At 72.1% G+C, this 19,455-nt stretch carries 14 protein-coding genes and 1 other RNA gene; 11 read left to right on the top strand and 4 right to left on the bottom strand.

The genetic code is table 11. The features are described 5' to 3' along the window. Window positions 1–197: 197 nt before the first annotated feature. Both ACQUQD_RS24870 and ACQUQD_RS24875 read right to left on the bottom strand, forming a co-directional pair. Window positions 198–1,568, bottom strand: coding sequence for an ABC transporter substrate-binding protein (locus ACQUQD_RS24870; RefSeq protein WP_428954340.1), 1,371 nt, complete (start codon window positions 1,566–1,568; stop codon window positions 198–200). A gap of 273 nt (window positions 1,569–1,841) precedes the next feature. Continuing rightward, entirely contained in the window at window positions 1,842–4,901 is a 3,060-nt protein-coding gene (locus tag ACQUQD_RS24875; protein WP_428954341.1) for an FHA domain-containing protein, read from the bottom strand. A gap of 425 nt (window positions 4,902–5,326) precedes the next feature. Here ACQUQD_RS24875 and ACQUQD_RS24880 point away from each other — a divergent pair, with 425 nt between their 5' ends. The 4 genes from ACQUQD_RS24880 to ACQUQD_RS24895 all read left to right on the top strand — a co-directional run bounded on the left by ACQUQD_RS24880 (window position 5,327) and on the right by ACQUQD_RS24895 (window position 10,814). Then, the gene (locus ACQUQD_RS24880) at window positions 5,327–6,988 is read left to right on the top strand and encodes a serine/threonine-protein kinase (protein ID WP_428954342.1); all 1,662 of its coding nucleotides are present in this window, start codon (window positions 5,327–5,329) and stop codon (window positions 6,986–6,988) included. A gap of 133 nt (window positions 6,989–7,121) precedes the next feature. Then, window positions 7,122–8,357, top strand: a complete 1,236-nt coding sequence (locus tag ACQUQD_RS24885; RefSeq protein WP_428954343.1) for a serine/threonine-protein kinase — start codon at window positions 7,122–7,124, stop codon at window positions 8,355–8,357. 200 nt (window positions 8,358–8,557) lie between these two features. Beyond that, window positions 8,558–9,664: a peptide chain release factor 2 gene (gene prfB, locus ACQUQD_RS24890; RefSeq protein ID WP_428954344.1), complete on the top strand. Its 1,107-nt coding sequence runs from the start codon at window positions 8,558–8,560 to the stop codon at window positions 9,662–9,664. Window positions 9,665–9,989: 325 nt separating this feature from the next. Next, entirely contained in the window at window positions 9,990–10,814 is an 825-nt protein-coding gene (locus ACQUQD_RS24895; RefSeq protein ID WP_428954345.1) for a hypothetical protein, read from the top strand. 99 nt (window positions 10,815–10,913) lie between these two features. Here the strand turns inward: ACQUQD_RS24895 and ACQUQD_RS24900 are convergent, their stop codons facing one another. Next, complete coding sequence (locus ACQUQD_RS24900; RefSeq protein ID WP_428954346.1) at window positions 10,914–11,105, bottom strand: hypothetical protein; 192 nt, start codon at window positions 11,103–11,105, stop codon at window positions 10,914–10,916. A gap of 331 nt (window positions 11,106–11,436) precedes the next feature. On the opposite strand from ACQUQD_RS24900, the gene ftsE reads away from it, so the two are divergent. The 7 genes from ftsE to dacB all read left to right on the top strand — a co-directional run bounded on the left by ftsE (window position 11,437) and on the right by dacB (window position 18,174). Next, entirely contained in the window at window positions 11,437–12,126 is a 690-nt protein-coding gene (gene ftsE, locus ACQUQD_RS24905) for a cell division ATP-binding protein FtsE (protein WP_365573138.1), read from the top strand. 41 nt (window positions 12,127–12,167) lie between these two features. Continuing rightward, the gene (gene ftsX / locus ACQUQD_RS24910) at window positions 12,168–13,085 is read left to right on the top strand and encodes a permease-like cell division protein FtsX (RefSeq protein ID WP_428954347.1); all 918 of its coding nucleotides are present in this window, start codon (window positions 12,168–12,170) and stop codon (window positions 13,083–13,085) included. Between the two features lie 78 nt (window positions 13,086–13,163). Further along, window positions 13,164–14,330: a S41 family peptidase gene (locus ACQUQD_RS24915; RefSeq protein WP_428954348.1), complete on the top strand. Its 1,167-nt coding sequence runs from the start codon at window positions 13,164–13,166 to the stop codon at window positions 14,328–14,330. Between the two features lie 19 nt (window positions 14,331–14,349). After that, window positions 14,350–14,901, top strand: coding sequence for an SsrA-binding protein SmpB (smpB, locus tag ACQUQD_RS24920; protein WP_428954349.1), 552 nt, complete (start codon window positions 14,350–14,352; stop codon window positions 14,899–14,901). A 117-nt stretch (window positions 14,902–15,018) separates the two neighbouring features. Further along, window positions 15,019–15,406: a transfer-messenger RNA gene (gene ssrA / locus ACQUQD_RS24925) on the top strand. Between the two features lie 104 nt (window positions 15,407–15,510). Beyond that, entirely contained in the window at window positions 15,511–16,488 is a 978-nt protein-coding gene (locus ACQUQD_RS24930; protein WP_428954350.1) for an extracellular catalytic domain type 1 short-chain-length polyhydroxyalkanoate depolymerase, read from the top strand. Between the two features lie 66 nt (window positions 16,489–16,554). Beyond that, window positions 16,555–18,174: a D-alanyl-D-alanine carboxypeptidase/D-alanyl-D-alanine endopeptidase gene (gene dacB / locus ACQUQD_RS24935; protein WP_428954351.1), complete on the top strand. Its 1,620-nt coding sequence runs from the start codon at window positions 16,555–16,557 to the stop codon at window positions 18,172–18,174. 10 nt (window positions 18,175–18,184) lie between these two features. On the opposite strand, the gene ACQUQD_RS24940 is transcribed toward dacB, so the two are convergent. Continuing rightward, a complete protein-coding gene (locus tag ACQUQD_RS24940; RefSeq protein ID WP_428954353.1) occupies window positions 18,185–19,402 on the bottom strand; it encodes an MFS transporter in 1,218 nt (405 codons plus the stop codon). Between the last annotated feature and the right edge of the window lie 53 nt (window positions 19,403–19,455).

Genomic DNA, 19,455 nt, shown 5'->3' on the forward strand with positions numbered 1-19,455 from the left:
GAGGCGTGGCGGAAGCCCGGCCGGAAGCCGTGTCGGTGGTCTGCACGGAGGTCTTCGCGGAGTTCTTCACGGCGGTCTTCTCGGGGGTCTTGTCGGGGGCGGGCCCGGAGGGCGTCGCCGCCAAGTCGGCCGAGGTGTCCGGTGACTTGGCGGCGTTGTCCGGGCCGCCGCCGTCGGCGGCCGGTGTCATCGCCCCGTCAGTCCTTGTACGCCTTGGCCGCCTCGGCCTCCAGCGTCCGCTGGGTGCCCGCGACGTCCTTCGGGTTCACCAGGAAGTCCTGCAGCGCCTTCCACTCGCCCTTGCCGGGGGTGCCGCCGAACGCCTGCGGGGTCTGGTCCGACATGTCGAAGCGGAAGTCGTCGCCCGCGTCGATGACGGCCTTGGCGATCGTGCGCTGCACCTCGTTCGGGTACGCCGACAGGTCCACGTTCTTGTTGGGGGAGAGGTAGCCGCCCAGCTTGGCCTGGATGGTCGCCGCCTCCGGCGAGGCCAGCCACGTCACCAGGGCCTGCGAGGCCTTGGAGTCCTTCAGGATCACCGCCGCGTCACCGCCGCTGACCACCGGCGCCTGGTCGCCGACCGCCGGGAACGGGAACACCTTCGCGTCCGTCCCGATCTTCGCCTTGGTCTGCTGGATGTTGACCTGCGCGAAGTCGCCCTCGTAGACCATCCCGGCCTTGGGCTGGTCGCCGCCGGTGAAGGTCTGCTCGACCGACTTCGTGAACTCGGTCTGCACCGCTTCCTTGTTGCCGCCCGCGATGAAGTCGCTCTTGCCCCACAGCTGCGCGAGCGTGGTCAGCGCCTTCTTGACCGTCGGGTCCGTCCACTTGATCTCGTGCTTGGCCAGCTGGTCGTACTTCTCCGGGCCCGCCTGGGAGAGGTAGATGTTCTCGAACCAGTCGGTCAGCGGCCAGCCGTCGGCGCCGCCGATCGACACCGGCGTCACACCGGAGTCGTAGACGGCCTGCGCGGTCGACAGGAACTCCTTCCAGGTCTTCGGCTCCTGGGCCGCCGCGTTCTCGAAGACCTTGGCGTTGTACCAGACCAGCGACTTGTTGGCGGCCTTGTAGTAGGCCGCGTACTGCGTCCCGTCGACCGTCCCCAGGTCCTGCCAGCCCTTGCTGTAGTTCTTGGCGAGCTGGGCCTGGGCGTCCTTGCCGAGCGGCTTGGCCCATTTCTTGTCGACGGCCTGCTTGATAGCGCCGGGCTGCGGCAGCATCGCGACGTCCGGCGGGGCGCCGCCCGCCACCTTCGACCCCAGGAAGTTGATGATCGGGTCCTGCGCCGGTACGAACGTGACCTTCGCGCCCGTCCGCTTCTCGAACTCGCTGAGCACCTGCTTGAAGTTCTTCTGCTCGTCACCGGTCCACACCGCGGCGATCTCCAGCGACTCACCGTCCAGCTTGGGGAGTTGAAGCCCGGAGGACGGCGACGTGCCGCCGCTGTCCCCGCTCGGCTCGTCGTCCTTGCTGTCGCCCCCGCAGGAGGTGAGCGCGAGGGCCAGTGACCCCGCGGTCACCGCCACGACGGCCCGGCGGAATATGGGTGTCCGAAGAGTGCTGCGCATCACTGCCCCGTTCTCGTCCTGAACGCTGAACGTACGTACCGAGCGCTGTCCCGTGCGCACTGGTCTACGCCCGACCAGGGAGAACCGGCAAGAGTGCCCGTGGTGTCAAGGCGGTGATCGTGACGGGGTCGTGATACGTCAACGTCTATATGCAGCACGGGAGTTGAGCCAGGGGCCCGATGATGTGACGGTGCCGGGCCCGATCCATGATCGATGCCCGCTCAAGCCGTCCTCAGGCCCGTTCGTCCTCAGGCCCGTTCGTCCTCAGGCCCGTCACAACAGCGACGGCACCTCCCGGGCGGCCACGGACCGGGCGGCCCGCTCCAGCGCACTGGCCAGCAGGGCCAGATCCGTGGGCCCGTTCCCCAACTCCCTTACGGGGCGCCGGTCCGGCGGATCCCCCATGCGCGCCCAGTCCAGCGCGACGACCGTCGGCCGCAGCGTGGCCGTCCGCGGGATCCGCCCGGTCACCCGGCCCGCCTGAAGCCCCACGTCCCGCCCGTCGGCCCCGTGCAACCGCCCCCGCCCCGGCGCGGGATCCTCCACGCCGGACCCGGGCGGATCGAGCACCACCAGCGGCCGGGCCGTCCACCCCGGAGCCGCGCCGGCGGCGAACGCCGCCACGAGATGCACCCCGAGCCGGTCCCCGTCCCGCGCCACGGCCTCCAGGGCGCGCACGACGGACCCGGCGGCGGGCCGCCCCGGCGAACCGAGCGGCGGCGCGAGCAGCGCGTCCAGATCGTCGACGACGACCACGAGCCGCGGCAGCGGGGGCGCGGCCTCCGTCTTCTCCCGCGCCGCACCGGGCCGCAGTCGGATCGTGGAGCTCGGCGGCGCCTCCAGGTCACCGGTACCGCTGGAGGGCGGCGCGGTGCGCTGGGTGATCATCCGCCCCGAGACCGCGCGCTGGGTGTGCCACTCCGTGAAGTGCGTACGCCCTATGAGCTCGGCCCGCCGCTTCAGCTCCGTGGTCAGCGACTGGGCGAACTCCCGCATCCGCACCGGGTCGTTGGCCCCCAGATGCGTGGTGACGTGCGGCAGGTCGGTGCAGACCCGCAGCCCCTCGGCGCGGTCGCCGCCGGTGCCGCCGGCCTGCCCGTCGACGAGCACGATGCCGAGCCGGTCGGGCCGCTCGGCGGCGGCGAGGGACGCGGCGACCGAACGCAGCAGTTCCGTACGGCCACTGCCCGCGGGCCCCTCGACCAGCAGATGCGGTCCGTCCGCGGCCAGGTCGACGGCGACGGGACCGCGCGGCCCCGCCCCGAGCACCGCCCACACCCGGCCGCCGATCGACCCCGGATCGTCCGCGGCGGCGGCCCAACGGGCCATCAGGGACGCCGGGGTGGCCCGGGCGAGCCCCAACTCGTCCAGCAGCCGCGCGATATGAGGCAGCGGAGCGGACACGCGCGCGTGCCGGGCACCCGACCCGCCCGCGTCGGTCCGCAGCGGGGCCAGCGCCCGCGCGAAACGCTCCGCCCAGGCGAGCGAGACGGCGTCCACCGTGGCGACCGTGCCGTGCCCGACGAGCTGACCGCGGGCGGCCCGGTGCAGCCGCAGCGCCGTCGCCACGTCCCCGCTGAGCAGGGCCACGGCGCCGCACGCCCGGAACGCCGGGGACTGCGCGCAGGCCGCCTCGTACGTCTCGGTGACCGGCGAGGCGGGGGAGGTGGCGGGCGTCTCCGCCAGACACAGCACATGGATCCCGGCCGGGGCCCCCTCGGCGGCGAGCCGCACGGTGGCCTCCCGCAGCGCGGCGGACCCGGGGTCGCCGTCGATGACGACGACGGTCGAGACGGCGGCCGCCTCCGCCTCCGCCGACCCGGTGCGCGCCGGGCGAAGGCCCGCCGCATGGTCGTCGAGCCGCCGCAGCAGCTCGCCGGTGCGGGCCGCCGCCTGCTCGCGGTCGTACGCCAGCAGCAGCCGGCAGTCCTGGCCGTGCGCCGGGCGGACGTGCGGCAGCCAGCCGAGCCAGGACCACTCGGCGACGCGCTCCGGCACGGTCCTGGCCCGGTCGGTGGCGATCAGCACGATCTCCAGGCGGTCCGGCGCGTGCAGCGCCGCGAGCTGGGCGAGGGCACAGCGGGCCAGCCCCGCCAGCCGCGCCCGCGGACCGGCGAGCCCCAGCGCGCCGGCCTCGGCGAGCCCCACGGTCACCGGGACCGCGGGCAGCAGCCCGCCACCGCCGGGGCCCGTCCGGTCGACGGTGCCGAGCCGCACGGCCAGCGACTCCGGGTGCCCGGGCCCGCGCTCCCACAGCCGGGGACCGGGGCCGAGCGCGGTGAGCAGCAGGGAGGCGGCGTCGGGCCAGGTCTCGGCGGCGAGGGGCCCGGGGCCCGGCGCGGGGTCCGGCCCGTCCTCGTACGTCTCGGGGGTGTGCGGGGTGCGCAGCGCGTACGGCTCGTGGATCTCGTGCTGCTGGTCCTGCTCGTCGCGGCCGCGCCGCAGCAGCCGCCCGAGGCCCCCGCGCCGGCGCGGGGTGCGGGGCAGCGCGGTGCCGCGGGGCGGTGTGCCCGCCCGCGTCTGCTCCACGTTGGGCGCCGTGCCCTGCTCGGGGACCATGGGCTCGGCGCCCGCCGGGTGCTCACCCGCGGCGCCCCAGGCGGCGTCCCCGTACGCGTGCCGGGTCTCGTCCGGGGCGGTGGTGTCCTGGGGCTCCGCGGCCGCGCCGAAGGTCACCCGGACGTGCCCCTCGCCGTCGGGCGCCGTGGCGAGCGGCGCCGGGCGGGCCCCGTCGCCCGCGCAGGAGACCCGCAGCGCCGATTCGCCCAGGCGCAGCAGGGCGCCGGGGGAGAGGCGCACGGGGCGCTCGTCGAGAGGGCGGCCGTCCACCGTCGTCCCGTTCGTCGAACCGAGGTCCACCACCGTGACCCGGCCGTCGGCGGCCAGCGTCACCGCGCAGTGCAGCCGTGACACGTCCGGGTCGTCCAGCGGCACGTCCGCGTCGGCGGAGCGCCCCACGCGGATCTGCCCGCCGTGCAGGAGATGGACGCCGCCCGCGTCCGGACCGGCCACCACGTGCAGCTGCGCGGCCGCGCCGTCCGGCTCGGGCCCGGGGTCCGTGGGGGCGCCCAGCGAGAGCACCGCACCGTCGGTCAACGGCGGCTCCCCGAGCAGGCAGCGCTGCGCGTCGAGCCGCTCGGCACCCGCGTACAGGACGGAGGACGGGGCGTCGCCGCCCGCGACGGCCGTGGCCAGTCCGGAGGCGACGGCGGCGAGCGCGGTGCCCGCCGGCGCGGTGACCAGCACATCCACGGCGCCGCCCGCGGCGGCGTCGCGCGCGGACGCGTCGGGGCGCGTGCCCAGGGGGTCTACGACGGAAAGGCGGATCTGCATCGCCGTCTGCGGTCCCTTCTGCGCGGGCGCCCGGGACGGGGCCGGCCCGCGGTCCCCACCGCGGATTCCCCCCACCACCACGGGCACGTCAGCCAGTGCTGGGGGCATCCTCGCACCTGCCACTGACAACACGCCCGCCCCCCACCCGTAAGTGATCTTGATTGGTCGGCTCTGCCCGCAAAAGTGCCTGGTGCATGCCTCCTGGAGGCCGCTTGAGATCGGTCACGTCGCGCGGACGGCAACCAAGAACGCGGCGCTTGCGTCTTCTCGTCGAACACGGGTTTGTCGGGGGGCGTGGTCATGGAAAGTGGTCAAGAAGGGTCGAAGAAGATCGACAGCCTGTACCGGGGGCGCCGCCACTAGAGTGGGTCGGAACACCCGGGACCGGGCAGACCAAGCAAGTACCGATGCAGGGAGCGCATGACGTGCGGCCGGTAGGGAGCAAGTACCTGCTCGAGGAGCCGCTCGGACGCGGCGCCACGGGCACCGTCTGGCGGGCCCGCCAGCGCGAGACCGCGGGCGCCGAGGCGGCCGTCGCCGGGCAGCCCGGCGAGACGGTCGCGATCAAGGTCCTCAAGGAGGAGCTGGCGAACGACGCGGACGTGGTGATGCGCTTCCTGCGCGAGCGCTCCGTCCTGCTGCGCCTCACCCACCCGAACATCGTGCGTACCCGCGACCTGGTCGTGGAGGGCGAGCTGCTCGCTCTCGTCATGGACCTGATCGACGGCCCGGACCTGCACCGCTATCTGCGCGAGAACGGTCCGTTCTCGCCGGTCGCGGCCGCGCTGCTGACCGCGCAGATCGCCGACGCGCTCGCCGCCAGCCACGCGGACGGCGTCGTGCACCGCGACCTGAAGCCGGCGAACGTGCTGCTCAAGCAGGACGACGGCGGCATGCACCCGATGCTGACCGACTTCGGCATCGCGCGCCTCGCCGACTCTCCGGGCCTGACCCGCACCCACGAGTTCGTCGGCACGCCCGCGTACGTCGCCCCGGAGTCCGCCGAGGGCCGTCCGCAGACCAGCGCCGTCGACATCTACGGCGCGGGCATCCTGCTGTACGAGCTGGTCACCGGCCGGCCCCCGTTCTCCGGCGGCTCCGCCCTCGAGGTGCTCCACCAGCACCTCAGCGCCGAGCCGCGCCGCCCTTCCACGGTTCCCGACCCGTTGTGGACGGTCATCGAGCGCTGTCTGCGCAAGAACCCGGACGAGCGGCCCAGCGCCGAGAACCTCGCGCGGGGCCTGCGTACCGTCGCCGAGGGCATCGGCGTGCACGCGAACAGCGCGCAGATCGCCGCCGCCGAGGGCGTGGGCGTCCTGCTGATGCCGGACCCCGACCCGGCGCAGGTGCCGGACGTCCCCGGCGCCGCCGACCCCACCCAGGTGCTGCCGAACAACGCGGGCCAGTACGACCCGAACGCCGCCACCAGCGTCATGAACCATCAGGGCGGCCAGGCCAACCAGTACGGGGACGCGGACCCCACCTCCGTGCTGCCGAACCGAGGTGCCGCCGATCCGACCGCCGTCATGCCGCCGGTCCCGCCGCACCAGCCCGGCCAGAACCCGGCGGGCGGCAACCCCGACGACCCGCACCCCTGGCAGAACCAGCTGCGCGCGGCCCGCGACCGCAACGAGCAGACGCAGGTCCAGTACCTCGACCCGAACGAGGACCCGCTGCGCCGCCGCCCCCAGCGCCAGGTGTCGCGTCCCGAGCAGCAGCCCCGGCAGCAGCAGTACGCGCCTCAGCAGCCGCGCCGGCAGACACCGCAGCCGCAGCCGTACGCCCCGCAGCGCCAGCAGCCGCAGCAGTACGCGCCGCCGCAGCAGCCCCGGCAGGCCCCGCCCGCCCGGGAGCCCCGCGAGCCGCGCCGGCGCAGCTCCAACCCGATGAAGATTCCCGGTCTCGGCTGCCTCAAGGGCTGCCTGTTCATGATCGTGATCCTGTTCGTGGTGAGCTGGCTGGTCTGGGAGTTCACGCCGCTGCAGGACTGGATCGGCACCGGCAAGGGCTACTGGGCGCAGCTGTCCGACTGGTTCTCGACGGCGAAGGACTGGGTCGGCGACCTGGGAAGCAAAACGGGCAACTGAGCCGTCCGGCACCGCAACTGAGCGGTGACGTTGGAGATTTGTCGACATCCGACGGGTGATTTCCCCCTCTGATGCGTTGGTTGGCGTCCGGGCCGCGTAGCTTGGGCGCCAACACGCGTCTGTAGGAGCAGCCTTGGCACGGAAGATCGGCAGCCGGTACACCGCACACCAGATCCTGGGGCGCGGCAGTGCGGGCACGGTGTGGCTGGGCGAGGGACCCGACGGTCCCGTCGCCATCAAACTGCTGCGCGAGGACCTCGCCTCCGACCAGGAGCTGGTCGGCCGCTTCGTCCAGGAGCGCACCGCCCTGCTGAGCCTCGACCACGCGCGCGTGGTCGGCGTCCAGGACCTGGTGGTCGACGGGAACGACCTCGCACTGGTCATGGACCTGATCCGCGGCACCGATCTGCGCACCCGCCTGGAGCGCGAGCGGCGCCTGGCCCCCGAGGCCGCCGTCGCCATCGCCGCGGACGTCGCCGACGCCCTGGCCGCCGCGCACGCCGCCGGCATCGTGCACCGCGACGTGAAGCCCGAGAACGTCCTGCTCGACATGCAGGGCCCGCTCGGCCCCGGCGGCTCGCACCCCGCCCTCCTCACCGACTTCGGCATCGCCAAGCTGATCGACACCCCGCGCCGCACGAAGGCCACGAAGATCATCGGTACGCCGGACTACCTGGCCCCCGAGATCATCGAGGGCCTGCCGCCCCGCGCCGCCGTCGACATCTACGCCCTCGCGACGGTCCTGTACGAGCTCCTCGCGGGCTTCACCCCCTTCGGCGGCGGCCACCCGGGCGCCATCCTGCGCCGCCACGTCACGGAGACCGTGGTCCCGCTCCCCGGCATCCCCGACGAGCTCTGGCAGCTGCTGATCCAGTGCCTGGCCAAGGCCCCGGCGTCCCGTCTGCGGGCCTCGGAGCTGGCGGCCCGGCTGCGCGAACTGCAGCCCCTCCTGGCGGGCATGGCCCCGCTGGACGTGGACGAGCCCGACGCGGACCCGGCCCCCGAGGAGTCCCAGCAGACCGAGCCCGAGCCCGCCGAGCCCGCCGCGCCCCGCCGCGGCGCGGTCTCCCTGGTCCCCGGCTCCGCCCCCGCCGACTCCAACCGCGACACCCATACGTCGATGCGGGTCCCGGCACCGGACGAGCTGGCCGGCGGCGCCCGCGGCACGGCCCGCGCGCCGCGCGCCGCGGGTGCGCCCCGGCCCGGCTCGGCCCGCAACCGGCACCCCGCGCGCCGCCGCCGGATCACGCTCGGCGTGGCCGGGGTCGCCCTCGCGGCGGCGATCGGGGGCGGCATCTGGGCGGTCTCCTCCGGAGGCGACGAACCGCCCCCGTCCGACAACCAGAACTCGGCACCGGCCCAGCCGTAGGGGACACGTTCTCGGCTGCGGCGAAGCCGCAGCCTTCTTCTCTGGGATGGCGCACGAAGTGCGCATCCCAGGGGTGCGGGGAACTGCGCGACCAGCCCCCACCGGCCCGCGGACAAGAACACACCCCCGAACCCGCCCCCGGAGCACCCACGCACCGGCACCCGGCGGAGACCACTTGCACCAGCCGTTAGGCTGGTCTCGTGGCAGTCGTCGATGTTTCCGAAGAGCTGAAGTCCCTCTCCTCGACCATGGAGTCGATCGAGGCCGTCCTGGACCTCGACAAGATGAGGGCAGATATCGCCGTGCTCGAGGAGCAGGCGGCCGCGCCGTCCCTGTGGGACGACCCGGAGGCGGCGCAGAAGATCACCAGCAAGCTGAGCCACCTCCAGGCGGAGGTCCGCAAGGCCGAGGCGCTGCGCGGTCGTATCGACGACCTCTCCGTCCTCTTCGAGATGGCCGAGGAGGAGGACGACCCGGACACCCGCGCCGAGGCCGAGTCCGAGCTGACCTCGGTGAAGAAGGCCCTGGACGAGATGGAGGTCCGTACGCTCCTGAGCGGCGAGTACGACTCCCGCGAGGCCCTCGTCAACATCCGCGCGGAGGCCGGCGGCGTCGACGCCGCGGACTTCGCCGAGCAGCTGCAGCGCATGTACCTGCGCTGGGCGGAGCGGCACGGCTACAAGACCGAGGTCTACGAGACGTCGTACGCGGAAGAGGCCGGCATCAAGTCGACCACCTTCGCCGTCCAGGTCCCGTACGCCTACGGCACGCTCTCCGTCGAGCAGGGCACGCACCGCCTCGTGCGCATCTCCCCGTTCGACAACCAGGGCCGCCGCCAGACGTCCTTCGCGGGCGTCGAGGTGCTCCCCGTCGTCGAGCAGACCGACCACGTCGACATCGACGAGTCGGACCTGCGCGTGGACGTCTACCGTTCCTCGGGCCCCGGCGGCCAGGGCGTGAACACGACGGACTCCGCGGTCCGTCTGACGCACATCCCCACCGGCATCGTGGTCTCCTGCCAGAACGAGCGCTCGCAGATCCAGAACAAGGCCACGGCGATGAACGTGCTGCAGGCCAAGCTCCTGGAGCGTCAGCGCCAGGAGGAGCGGGCCAAGATGGACGCCCTCAAGGGCGACGGCGGCAGCTCCTGGGGCAACCAGATGCGTTCGTACGTGCTGCACCCGTACCAGATGGTCAAGGACCTCCGCACCGAGTTCGAGGTCGGCAACCCGCAGGCCGTGCTCGACGGCGAGATCGACGGTTTCATCGAGGCCGGAATTCGCTGGCGCAAGCAGCAGGAGAAGTAACCCGCGATTTATCGACAAGGCAACTGCCGCTCACCGAGCGGCAGTTGCCTTTTGTTTTCCGGTGGTGCTTCCGACTGTGAAGGTCTTACGGCCTTTTACGTCACAGTCACATGTCCGTACGGCGGTCAACTCCCCCTATTTCGGGTCATCGCGTGCGCAACGACCTTGACGTTGATCTGAAAACTGGGAAGGCTGGCGCGCGGCATGCGTATCAGTGGGACGCGTGTGAACGGGGGCTGGTCGTACGCGATCTCTGCTGCCCCCCGGTTGAACGCGGTCCCGGGCGCTGCTCCATTGACGATTGGCTACTGGGGGTAGCAGACAGATGACCAAGAAGACGCGGATCCGTGTAGCGCGGATAGCCGCCGGTGCGGTGATCGCCGCCGGTGCGTCGCTGACCGCCGCGGGTGCCGCTTCCGCCCTGGAGGTCGACGTTCCGGGCCTGGCGCACGTGAGCGCCGACGAGGACGGCGTGGGTGTCGGCCTGCTCGGCGGCACCGGTGACGACGGTGGCGCGACCGACGGTGGCGCGACGGACGGCGGCGCGATCGCCGGTGTCGACGGTGGCGCGACCGATGGTGGTGCCACGGACGGCGGCGCCACCGATGGCGGTGCCACGGACGGCGGCGCGACCGACGGTGGTGCCACGGACGGTGGCGCGACCGACGGTGGCGCGACGGACGGCGGCGCGATCGCCGGTGCCGACGGTGGCGCGACCGATGGTGGCGCGACCGACGGTGGTGCCACGGATGGTGGCGCGACCGACGGTGGTGCCACGGATGGTGGCGCGACCGACGGCGGTGCCACGGACGGCGGTTCGACCGACGGCGGTTCCACCGACGGCGGCAACGGCAACAGCGGCGGGAACGGCAACGGCGGCGGCAACGGTGGCTCGTCCACCGGCGGCGACCAGACCGACCCCGACGGCAACAACAACCCCGTCGAGCAGGGCCAGGGCAAGGACAGCCTGCAGGACACCGGCTCCACGCCGGCCGAGCAGACCGGTGCCCAGGGCAAGGGCGGCGAGCTGGCCGAGACCGGTGCCGACGGCACCACGGTCCTGCTGATCGGTGCCGCGACGATGATCGCGGGCGGTGTCGGCTTCCGGCTGCTGCCGCGTCTCGCCGGCAACCGCGGCGCTGCCGCGTAACGCCTGCCTGACCGACCCGGCGCACGCGGAAGGGCCCGGAGCCGAACGGCTCCGGGCCCTTCCGTATGTCTCGGCGGGTCTCGGCGGGTCTTCGGCGGGCTACACCGTCTGATGGGCCAGCAGGGCCACCGCGGCCACGAGGACGGCCACGAGCGCGACCAGCGCCATCGGGTTCAGCCCGGACAGCGGGTTCTGCTGCTGCAGCCGCTCCCGGTTCGCCCGGCACACCGGGCAGCGGCCCTCGCTCACCGGCGCCGCACAGTTCGCGCACACCAACCGGTCATAGGTCATGCGCTCTCCTCCTCCCGCGCGGCGGAGCCGACTGAACCGGCTGCCAGTTTCCCACTGGTTCTCTCCGCTCAACGCTCCGGGAAACGCAACCGTTCCCCCTACCACTGTGCCAGCTTCCGGGATTTTCGGCGCGCCTCACCCCCAGGACCGTCCCTGACCAGGCACGGCCCGGACAAAACCGGCCCTACCGTAGACCCCGCACCGGGACAAAACGCGCAACCAGGGACGGCGCCTGCGCCCCGCGCCCCGGTTCGCGTATGGTCACGCTCACCGAGGGGGCGTCTCGGAAGACGCCCCGCCCCCGACGCCCACGACGCTCCGAGGCGCACCCGTGATCCGATTCGACAACGTCTCCAAGGTCTACCCCAAGCAGACCCGGCCCGCCCTCAGGGATGTCTCCCTGGAGGTCGAGCGCGGTGAGTTCGTCTTCCTGGTCGGCTCGTCCGGCTCCGGCAAGTCGACGTTCCTGCGGCTGATCCTGCGCGAGGAGCGGTGCAGCCACGGCCAGGTGCACGTCCTGGGCAAGGACCTGGGCCGCGTCTCCAACTGGAAGGTCCCGCAGATCCGCCGCCAGCTCGGCACGGTCTTCCAGGACTTCCGCCTGCTGCCCAACAAGACCGTCGGCGAGAACGTCGCGTTCGCGCAGGAGGTCATCGGCAAGTCCCGCGGCGAGATCCGCAAGGCCGTGCCGCAGGTCCTCGACCTCGTCGGCCTGGGCGGCAAGGAGGAGCGGATGCCGGGCGAGCTGTCCGGTGGTGAGCAGCAGCGCGTGGCCATCGCCCGCGCCTTCGTGAACCGGCCGAAGCTGCTGATCGCGGACGAGCCCACGGGCAACCTCGACCCGCAGACCTCGGTCGGCATCATGAAGCTGCTCGACCGGATCAACCGCACGGGCACCACCGTGGTGATGGCCACCCACGACCAGAACATCGTGGACCAGATGCGCAAGCGCGTCATCGAGCTGGAGAAGGGCCGTCTCGTCCGCGACCAGGCGCGCGGCGTCTACGGCTACCAGCACTGAGAAGTACCGAGAGAGAAGCTGCGAAAGGCTCAGTAAGCGTTATGCGTGCCCAATTCGTTCTGTCGGAGATCGGCGTCGGTCTCCGCCGCAATCTCACGATGACCTTCGCCGTCATCATCTCGGTGGCCCTCTCGCTCGCCCTGTTCGGCGGCTCGCTGCTCATGAGCGACCAGGTCAACCAGATGAAGGGTTTCTGGTACGACAAGGTCAACGTCTCGATCTTCCTGTGCAACAAGGGAGACTCCGAGTCCGACCCGAACTGCGCCAAGGGCCCGGTCACCGCCGAGCAGAAGAAGCAGATCCAGGACGACCTCGGCAAGATGGGCGTCGTACAGAAGGTGTCGTACGAGTCCCAGGACCAGGCGTACAAGCACTACAAGGAGCAGTTCGGCGACTCCCCGCTGGCCAGCTCCCTCACGCCGGACCAGCTGCAGGAGTCGTACCGGATCAAGCTGAAGGACCCGGAGAAGTACCAGGTCATCGCGACCGCGTTCAACGGGCGGCCCGGCGTGCAGTCCGTGCAGGACCAGAAGGGCGTGCTGGACAACCTCTTCCGGCTGCTCAGCTACCTGAACTACGCGGCCGGCGCGGTGATGGCGGTGATGCTCGTGGTCGCGCTGCTGCTGATCGTGAACACCGTCCGGGTGTCCGCGTTCAGCCGCCGCCGCGAGACCGGCATCATGCGCCTGGTCGGCGCGTCCGGCTTCTACATCCAGGCGCCGTTCATCATGGAGGCCGCGGTCGCCGGACTCATCGGCGGCGGTATCGCCTGCGTCTTCCTGGCGGCCGGCCAGTACTTCGTCATCGACAACGGCGTCGCGCTCTCCGACAAGCTCCAGCTCATCAACTTCATCGGCTGGGACGCGGTGCTCACGAAGCTGCCGCTCATCCTCGCGGTGAGCGTTCTGATGCCTGCGCTGGCCGCGTTCGTCGCGTTGCGCAAGTACCTGAAGGTGTGACGAGAGTCCCCCGGAACGCGGGGCGCCGAGCGGGTCAACACCCCGTACGGCGCCCCGCGTTGTCCTAGACTCACCGACATGTCAGGCCCGGAACTGTTCTCCCGGCCCCGCCGCATCGGCCGTGGGGCGACCCTGACATTGGTCTTCGCGAGCATCCTCGCGACCGGCGCCGCGACCGGGTCCTGGCCCGACGAGGCCGACGGGACCGGGGCGGACACCGGCAGCTCGGTGGCCGCCGCCGCGCACGACAAACCGCTCGCCGACCCGACCGAGGCCGCCGCCGAGGCGATGGAGGACGGCAAGTCCCCCACGCAGGCCGCCGAGGAGGCCGTCAGCCGCAGCGGCGACCGCTGGGGCGCGGTCTACTCCCAGGGCGAGTACGAGGAGTTCGAGCAGTCCCTGGACGGCGAGTACACCGGCGTCGGGCTCTGGGCGCGACGGGCCGCCGACGGCGACGTCCAGGTCACCAGGGTCCGCTCCGGATCGCCCGCGCAGCTCGCCGGCATCCGCGAGGGCGACCGCATCGCGGCCGTCGACGGCAGCCCGGTCACCGGCCGCCCCGTCACCGAGGTCCTCGGCCTGCTGCGCGGCGAGCACGCCGGCACGCCCGTACGCGTCGGTCTGCAGCGCGGCACGCGCGCGTGGAGCGAGACGCTGCGCCGCGCCAACCTGTCGACCGACTCCGTCACCGCCACCCGTCTCGGCTCCGGCGCCGCCCTGCTGAAGGTCAGCGCCTTCACCAAGGGCTCCGGCGCGCAGGTCCGCAAGGCGGTGCGCGCGCTGCCCGCGGGCGCCGGCCTCGTCCTCGACCTGCGGGGCAACTCGGGCGGCCTGGTCACCGAGGCGGTCAGCGCGGCCTCGGCGTTCCTGGACGGCGGGCTCGTGGCGACGTACGACGTACGCGGTGCGCAGCGCGCCCTGCACGCCGAGCGCGGCGGCGACACCACCAGACCGGTGGTCGTGCTCGTCGACGGCGGGACGATGAGTGCGGCCGAGCTGCTCACCGGAGCCCTGCAGGACCGCGGCCGCGCGGTCGTGGTGGGCACCCGTACCTTCGGCAAGGGCTCGGTCCAGATGCCGAGCCGGCTGCCCGGCGGTTCCGTCGCCGAGCTCACCGTCGGCCACTACCGCACCCCCTCGGGCCGGAGCGTGGACGGCCGGGGCATCACCCCCGACCTGGAGGCCGCCGACGGGGCCCAGGAGCGGGCCGAGACAGTATTGAGTGGCCTCGGGGACCCCTCGTAGTGCGAAAATGGCCAGCACTATGGCCAAGGGAATGTACGTACCGAAGGAGTCCCAGCCCAAGCAGGGCAAGGGGAAGGCGTCCGACCAGAAGGACGGCAAGCGCAAGATCGTCGCGCAGAACAAGAAGGCGCGGCACGACTACCTGATCATGGACACCTACGAGGCCGGCATCGTGCTGTCCGGCACCGAGGTCAAGTCGCTGCGCCAGGGGCGGACCTCCCTGGCCGACGCCTTCGTCCAGATCGACGGGGGCGAGGCGTGGCTGCACAACGCCCACATCCCCGAGTACAGCCAGGGCACCTGGACCAACCACGCCGTGCGCCGCAAGCGCAAGCTGCTCCTGCACCGCGAGGAGATCGACAAGCTGGAGTCGAAGTCCCAGGAGTCGGGTCACACGATCGTGACCCTCGCGATCTACTTCAAGGACGGCCGCGCCAAGGCCGAGATCGCGCTCGCCAAGGGCAAGAAGGAGTACGACAAGCGGCAGACGCTGCGCGAACAGCAGGACCGCAGGGACTCGGACCGTGCCATCGCGGCGGCGAAGCGGCGCCAGCGGGCCCGCGAGCGCTGACCGGCCGCGACGGGCGCCGGGGAATACGCTGGCACCGTCGGGCGTTGGTCACGTACGATGGCACTGCTCCTCACGCAGGGGCACCGGATCGAGAGATCCACTTTGAAAAATCAACATGGGGATGATCGGTTTCGACAGCGGCTGTCGAAGCAGGTGAAGCGTGTCGAGGAAGCGGCAATGATCTCGTTAACCATATGTCGCAACCAATAATCGCCAATTCCAAGAGCGATTCCCAGTCCTTCGCCCTCGCTGCCTAATAACAGCGACTGAAGGACCCTAAAAGGGTGTCAGCCCGGGGGTGTTCCCGACCCGGACCCTGGCATAATCTAGGGAACTAAACCATCGAGCCCGGTCACGGGGTTCGATGGGAAATCAAACAGTGACTGGGCCCGTCGGCGACTTGTTCGCGTGATCACCGGGGCCGAGAAAATCGAAGCGAACTGCACACGGAGAAGCCCTGCTGCTGCACCGTTGGACGCGGGTTCGATTCCCGCCATCTCCACCAACCCATGTAGACCTTGGCCCGGCTGTTCACCACAGTCGGGCCTTTGTCGTTGTGTGGGCCCACTACATGTCTGGGGTCGCGGGACGGTTCTACGGTCCCTGCTCATGACCTCCTCCCACAGCAGAACCAGAGCCGCCACCGTCCTCGTGGCCCTGCTGGCCTTCTTCCTGCCCGCCGTCCCCCATGCCTCTGCCGCCGCGAGCATCCAGGAAGTCACCGGGTTCGGGACCAACCCGGGGGCGCTGAAGATGTTCCGCTACGTTCCCGACGGCCTGCCGAGCGGGCGGCCCGTCGTCGTCGCCCTGCACGGCTGTACGCAGAACGCCGCCGGGTACGGCACCGGCAGCGGCTGGACCGAGCTCGCCGACCGGTGGGGTTTCTCGGTCGTGCTGCCGCAGCAGACCTCCGGCAACAACCTCAACTCCTGCTTCAACTGGTTCCAGAGCGGCGACATCGAGCGCGGCCAGGGCGAGGCCGCTTCGATTGCGCAGATGGTCGACAAGCAGGTCGCCGACGCGGGCGCGGACGCCACCCGGGTGTACGTCACCGGGCTCAGCGCCGGTGGCGGCATGACGTCCGTGATGATGGCCGCGTACCCGGAGAAGTTCGTCGCCGGCGGTGTCGTCGCCGGGCTGCCCTACGGGTGCGCGCAGGCCGCCGGGTCGCCGTACGTGTGCATGTACGTGGGGGCCACCCAGACCGCGGCGCAGTGGGGCGACCGGGTGCGGGCCGCGCGGCCCGGGTACACGGGGCCGTGGCCGCGGCTGACCGTGTTCCAGGGCAGCGCCGACTACACCGTGAAGCCCGTCAACATGACCGACCTGATGAAGCAGTGGAGCAATGTGCGGGGCGCCGACCAGACCGCCGATGTGAGCGACACCGTCGGCGGCTATCCGCACCAGGTCTTCCGGGACGCGTCCGGCGCCGCGGCCGTCGAGACGTACAGCATCACGGGGATGGGACACGGGCAGCCCGTCGATCCCGGGAGCGGGGCCGCGCAGTGCGGGACCGCCGGGGCGTACGTCCTCGACGTGAACCTGTGCGCCGCCTACGCCATGGGCCACTCGTGGGGGCTCGGCTGAGACACGGGCACCGGCGGCCGGGGAAGGTCTGTCCCCGGCCGCCGGGATCCGGAATGCTCCTCTTCCATGAGCAGACCTGACGGATTCGCGATCCCACGCGTCAACTCCCGCACGCGGTTCAGGAAATGGGTCTGGCCCGCCGTCCTGGGCGTGGCCGCCGCCACGCTCTCCTGGGGCGCGCCCGCCGGCGCCGACTCCACCCCCGGCGGGCTGCCCGAGGCCATCGACACCATCCTCGGCGACCCGCGCATGGAGGGCGGCGCCGCGAGTGTCGTGGTCGCCGACGCCACGACCGGCGAGACCCTGTACCAGCACAACCCGACCGGGCGGCTCATGCCCGCCTCCAACACCAAACTCGCCACGTCGGCCGCGGCCATGGGACTCCTCGGCCCCGACCACCGCTTCAGCACCGACGTGCTGGCCGGTGGGCGGGTGCGCGGCGGGGTCCTCGACGGGGACCTGTATCTGCGCGGGACCGGTGATCCCACCACGCTCGCCGCCGACTACGACAAGCTCGCCGCCGAGGTCGCCGCCGCCGGTGTGAAGAAGGTCGGCGGGCGGCTCGTCGCCGACGACACCCGGTTCGACGACCAGCGGCAGGGCGACACCTGGGGCGCCGACGACGAGTCCTCGTACTACGCCGCCCAGATCTCCGCCCTGAGCGTCGCCCCCGACACCGACTACGACACCGGCACCGTCATCGTCGAGGTCGCGCCGGGCAAGAAGGCGGGGGACAGGCCCGTCGTCCACGTCACGCCGAAGACGGACTACGTGCACCTCGACGTGCGGGCGCGCACCGGGGCCGCCGGCGGCGAGGACGGCGTCGTCGTCCAGCGGCGGCACGGCACCAACACGATCAGCGTCAGCGGGACCGTGCCGGTGGGCGGGGACACCACCAAGGAGTGGGTCACCGTGTGGGAGCCGACCGGGTACGCGGCGGCCGTCTTCCGCGACGCGCTCGCCGCCCACGGAGTGCGGGTGAGCGGCTCGACCGAGCTGGGCCGGGCCACCCCGGCGGGCGCGAGGACGCTGGCCGCACACGAGTCCATGCCCCTGAAGGACCTGCTCGTCCCCTTCATGAAGCTGTCCAACAACATGCACGCCGAGGCGCTCACCAAGGCCATGGGGTACAAGGCGACCGGACGGCCGGGGAGTTGGGGCGACGGGACCGCCGCCATCGCCTCCTACCTGAAGGGCGCCGGGGTGGACGCCGGGAAGATCCGGCAGGTCGACGGCTCGGGCCTCTCGCGCAAGGACAACTTCGCCGCCCGGCAGCTCGCCGACCTGCTGCTGTCCGTACGGCAGGAGCCCTGGTACGCGGACTGGCGCACGGCGCTGCCGGTGGCCTGCGATCCGGACCGGTTCGTCGGCGGGACGCTGCGGTCGCGGATGTGCGGCACCCCGGCCGCCCTCAACGCCGTCGGAAAGACCGGGTCGTTGACGGGAGCCAGCGCGCTGTCCGGCTACGTGAAGGACGCCGACGGGCGCGAGCTGGTCTACAGCGTCGTCCAGAACAACTACCTCGTCGACTCCGTGAAACCCCTGGAGGACGCGATCGTCGTGACCCTCGCCAAGTCCACCGCCGAGGAGGCCGCGGCCGTCCTGCCGAAGTCCACCCGCTCCCTGCCCGCCGCCGAGCGGGACGGCGACCTGGAGTGCTCGTGGCGCAAGCCCGCCACGTGCTGAGCGCACAGAGCTACCCGGCCCGTCGTACGGAGCCGTAGAGGGACAGCAGCAGTGCCGTCGCCGCCGCCGTGACGGGCACCGTGTACGCCGCGGTGGGGCCCCAGTGCTCCACCGCGGCGCCGCCCGTCGCCGAGCCGCAGGCGATGCCGCCGAGCAGACCGGTCACCGCGAGCGTCATGCCCTCGTTCAACTGTCCTTCCGGGGTGCGCTGCTGGACCAGGGTCATGCCCGTCACCATCGTCGGCGCCGTCGCCATCCCGGCGATCAGGAGCGCCCCGCCGAGGGCGAGGAGCGAGCCGGTGAGAGCGGCCGCCAGCAGCGGCAGCGTCATGAGGACCGCCATCGCCGCGACGCACAGCGGGTGGCGCCGGTCGGCCGGGCCCGCCGGCTTCAGCGCTCCGTAGACCAGTCCCGCCGCGCACGACCCCGCCGCCTGCAGCGCCAGGATGCCGCCCGCCCACACCTTGTGGCCCCGCGCGTCCGCGAAGGCCACCGTGACGACCTCCAGCGAACCGAAGATCGCGCCGGTGGCGAGGAACGCGATCAGCAGGGGCGGCATGCCACGCGCGCGGAGCGGAGACCTCGTCGCCTCTGTACGCGCGTGGGGCGGCGGTTCCGTGGCGCGCTGTGCGGCGAAGATCAGGACGCCCGTCACCATGAGCACGGCGCTGACCAGCGTGCCCGCCTCGGGGAAGAGGGACCCGCACAAGAAGGCGGCCACCACCGGGCCGAGCATGTAGCAGAGCTCGTCCGCCGCCTGCTCGAAGGAGTTCGCGGTGTGCAGCGCGTCCGCGTCGCCCTTGAGCAGATGCGCCCAGCGGGCCCGGGACATGCCGCCCGTGTTGGGGGTCGCCGCCGACGCCAGGTACGCGGCGAACAGCGTCCAGTCCGGCGCCCCGAAGTGCACGCACAGCAGCAGGGCGAGGGAGCCGCACGCGGAGATCACCGTGGCCGGGACGGCGACGCGCGCCTGCCCGTGGCGGTCGACCAGCCGGGCCGTCCACGGGCCGACGACCGCGTTGGCCACCAGGCCCGTCGCGGTGACGGCGCCCGCGAGCGCGTACGAACCCCGCGCTCCCGAGATCATGATGACCGCGCTGATGCTGAACATCCCTTGCGGGAAGCGGGCTATGAGGTTGCCGAGGGTGAAGGCGCGGGCGCCGGGGATCGTGAAGAGCCGGGTGTAGGTGGTCCTGCGGGGCGGGGCGGCAGTCGTGGTGTCGGCCATGCCAAGAGCGTCGCCGCAGGTCACCTGTGAGGTCCAACACCTACTCGGTACCG

It is taken from the genome of Streptomyces sp. cg35, assembly GCF_050410835.1.
Taxonomy (GTDB): Bacteria; Actinomycetota; Actinomycetes; order Streptomycetales; family Streptomycetaceae; genus Streptomyces.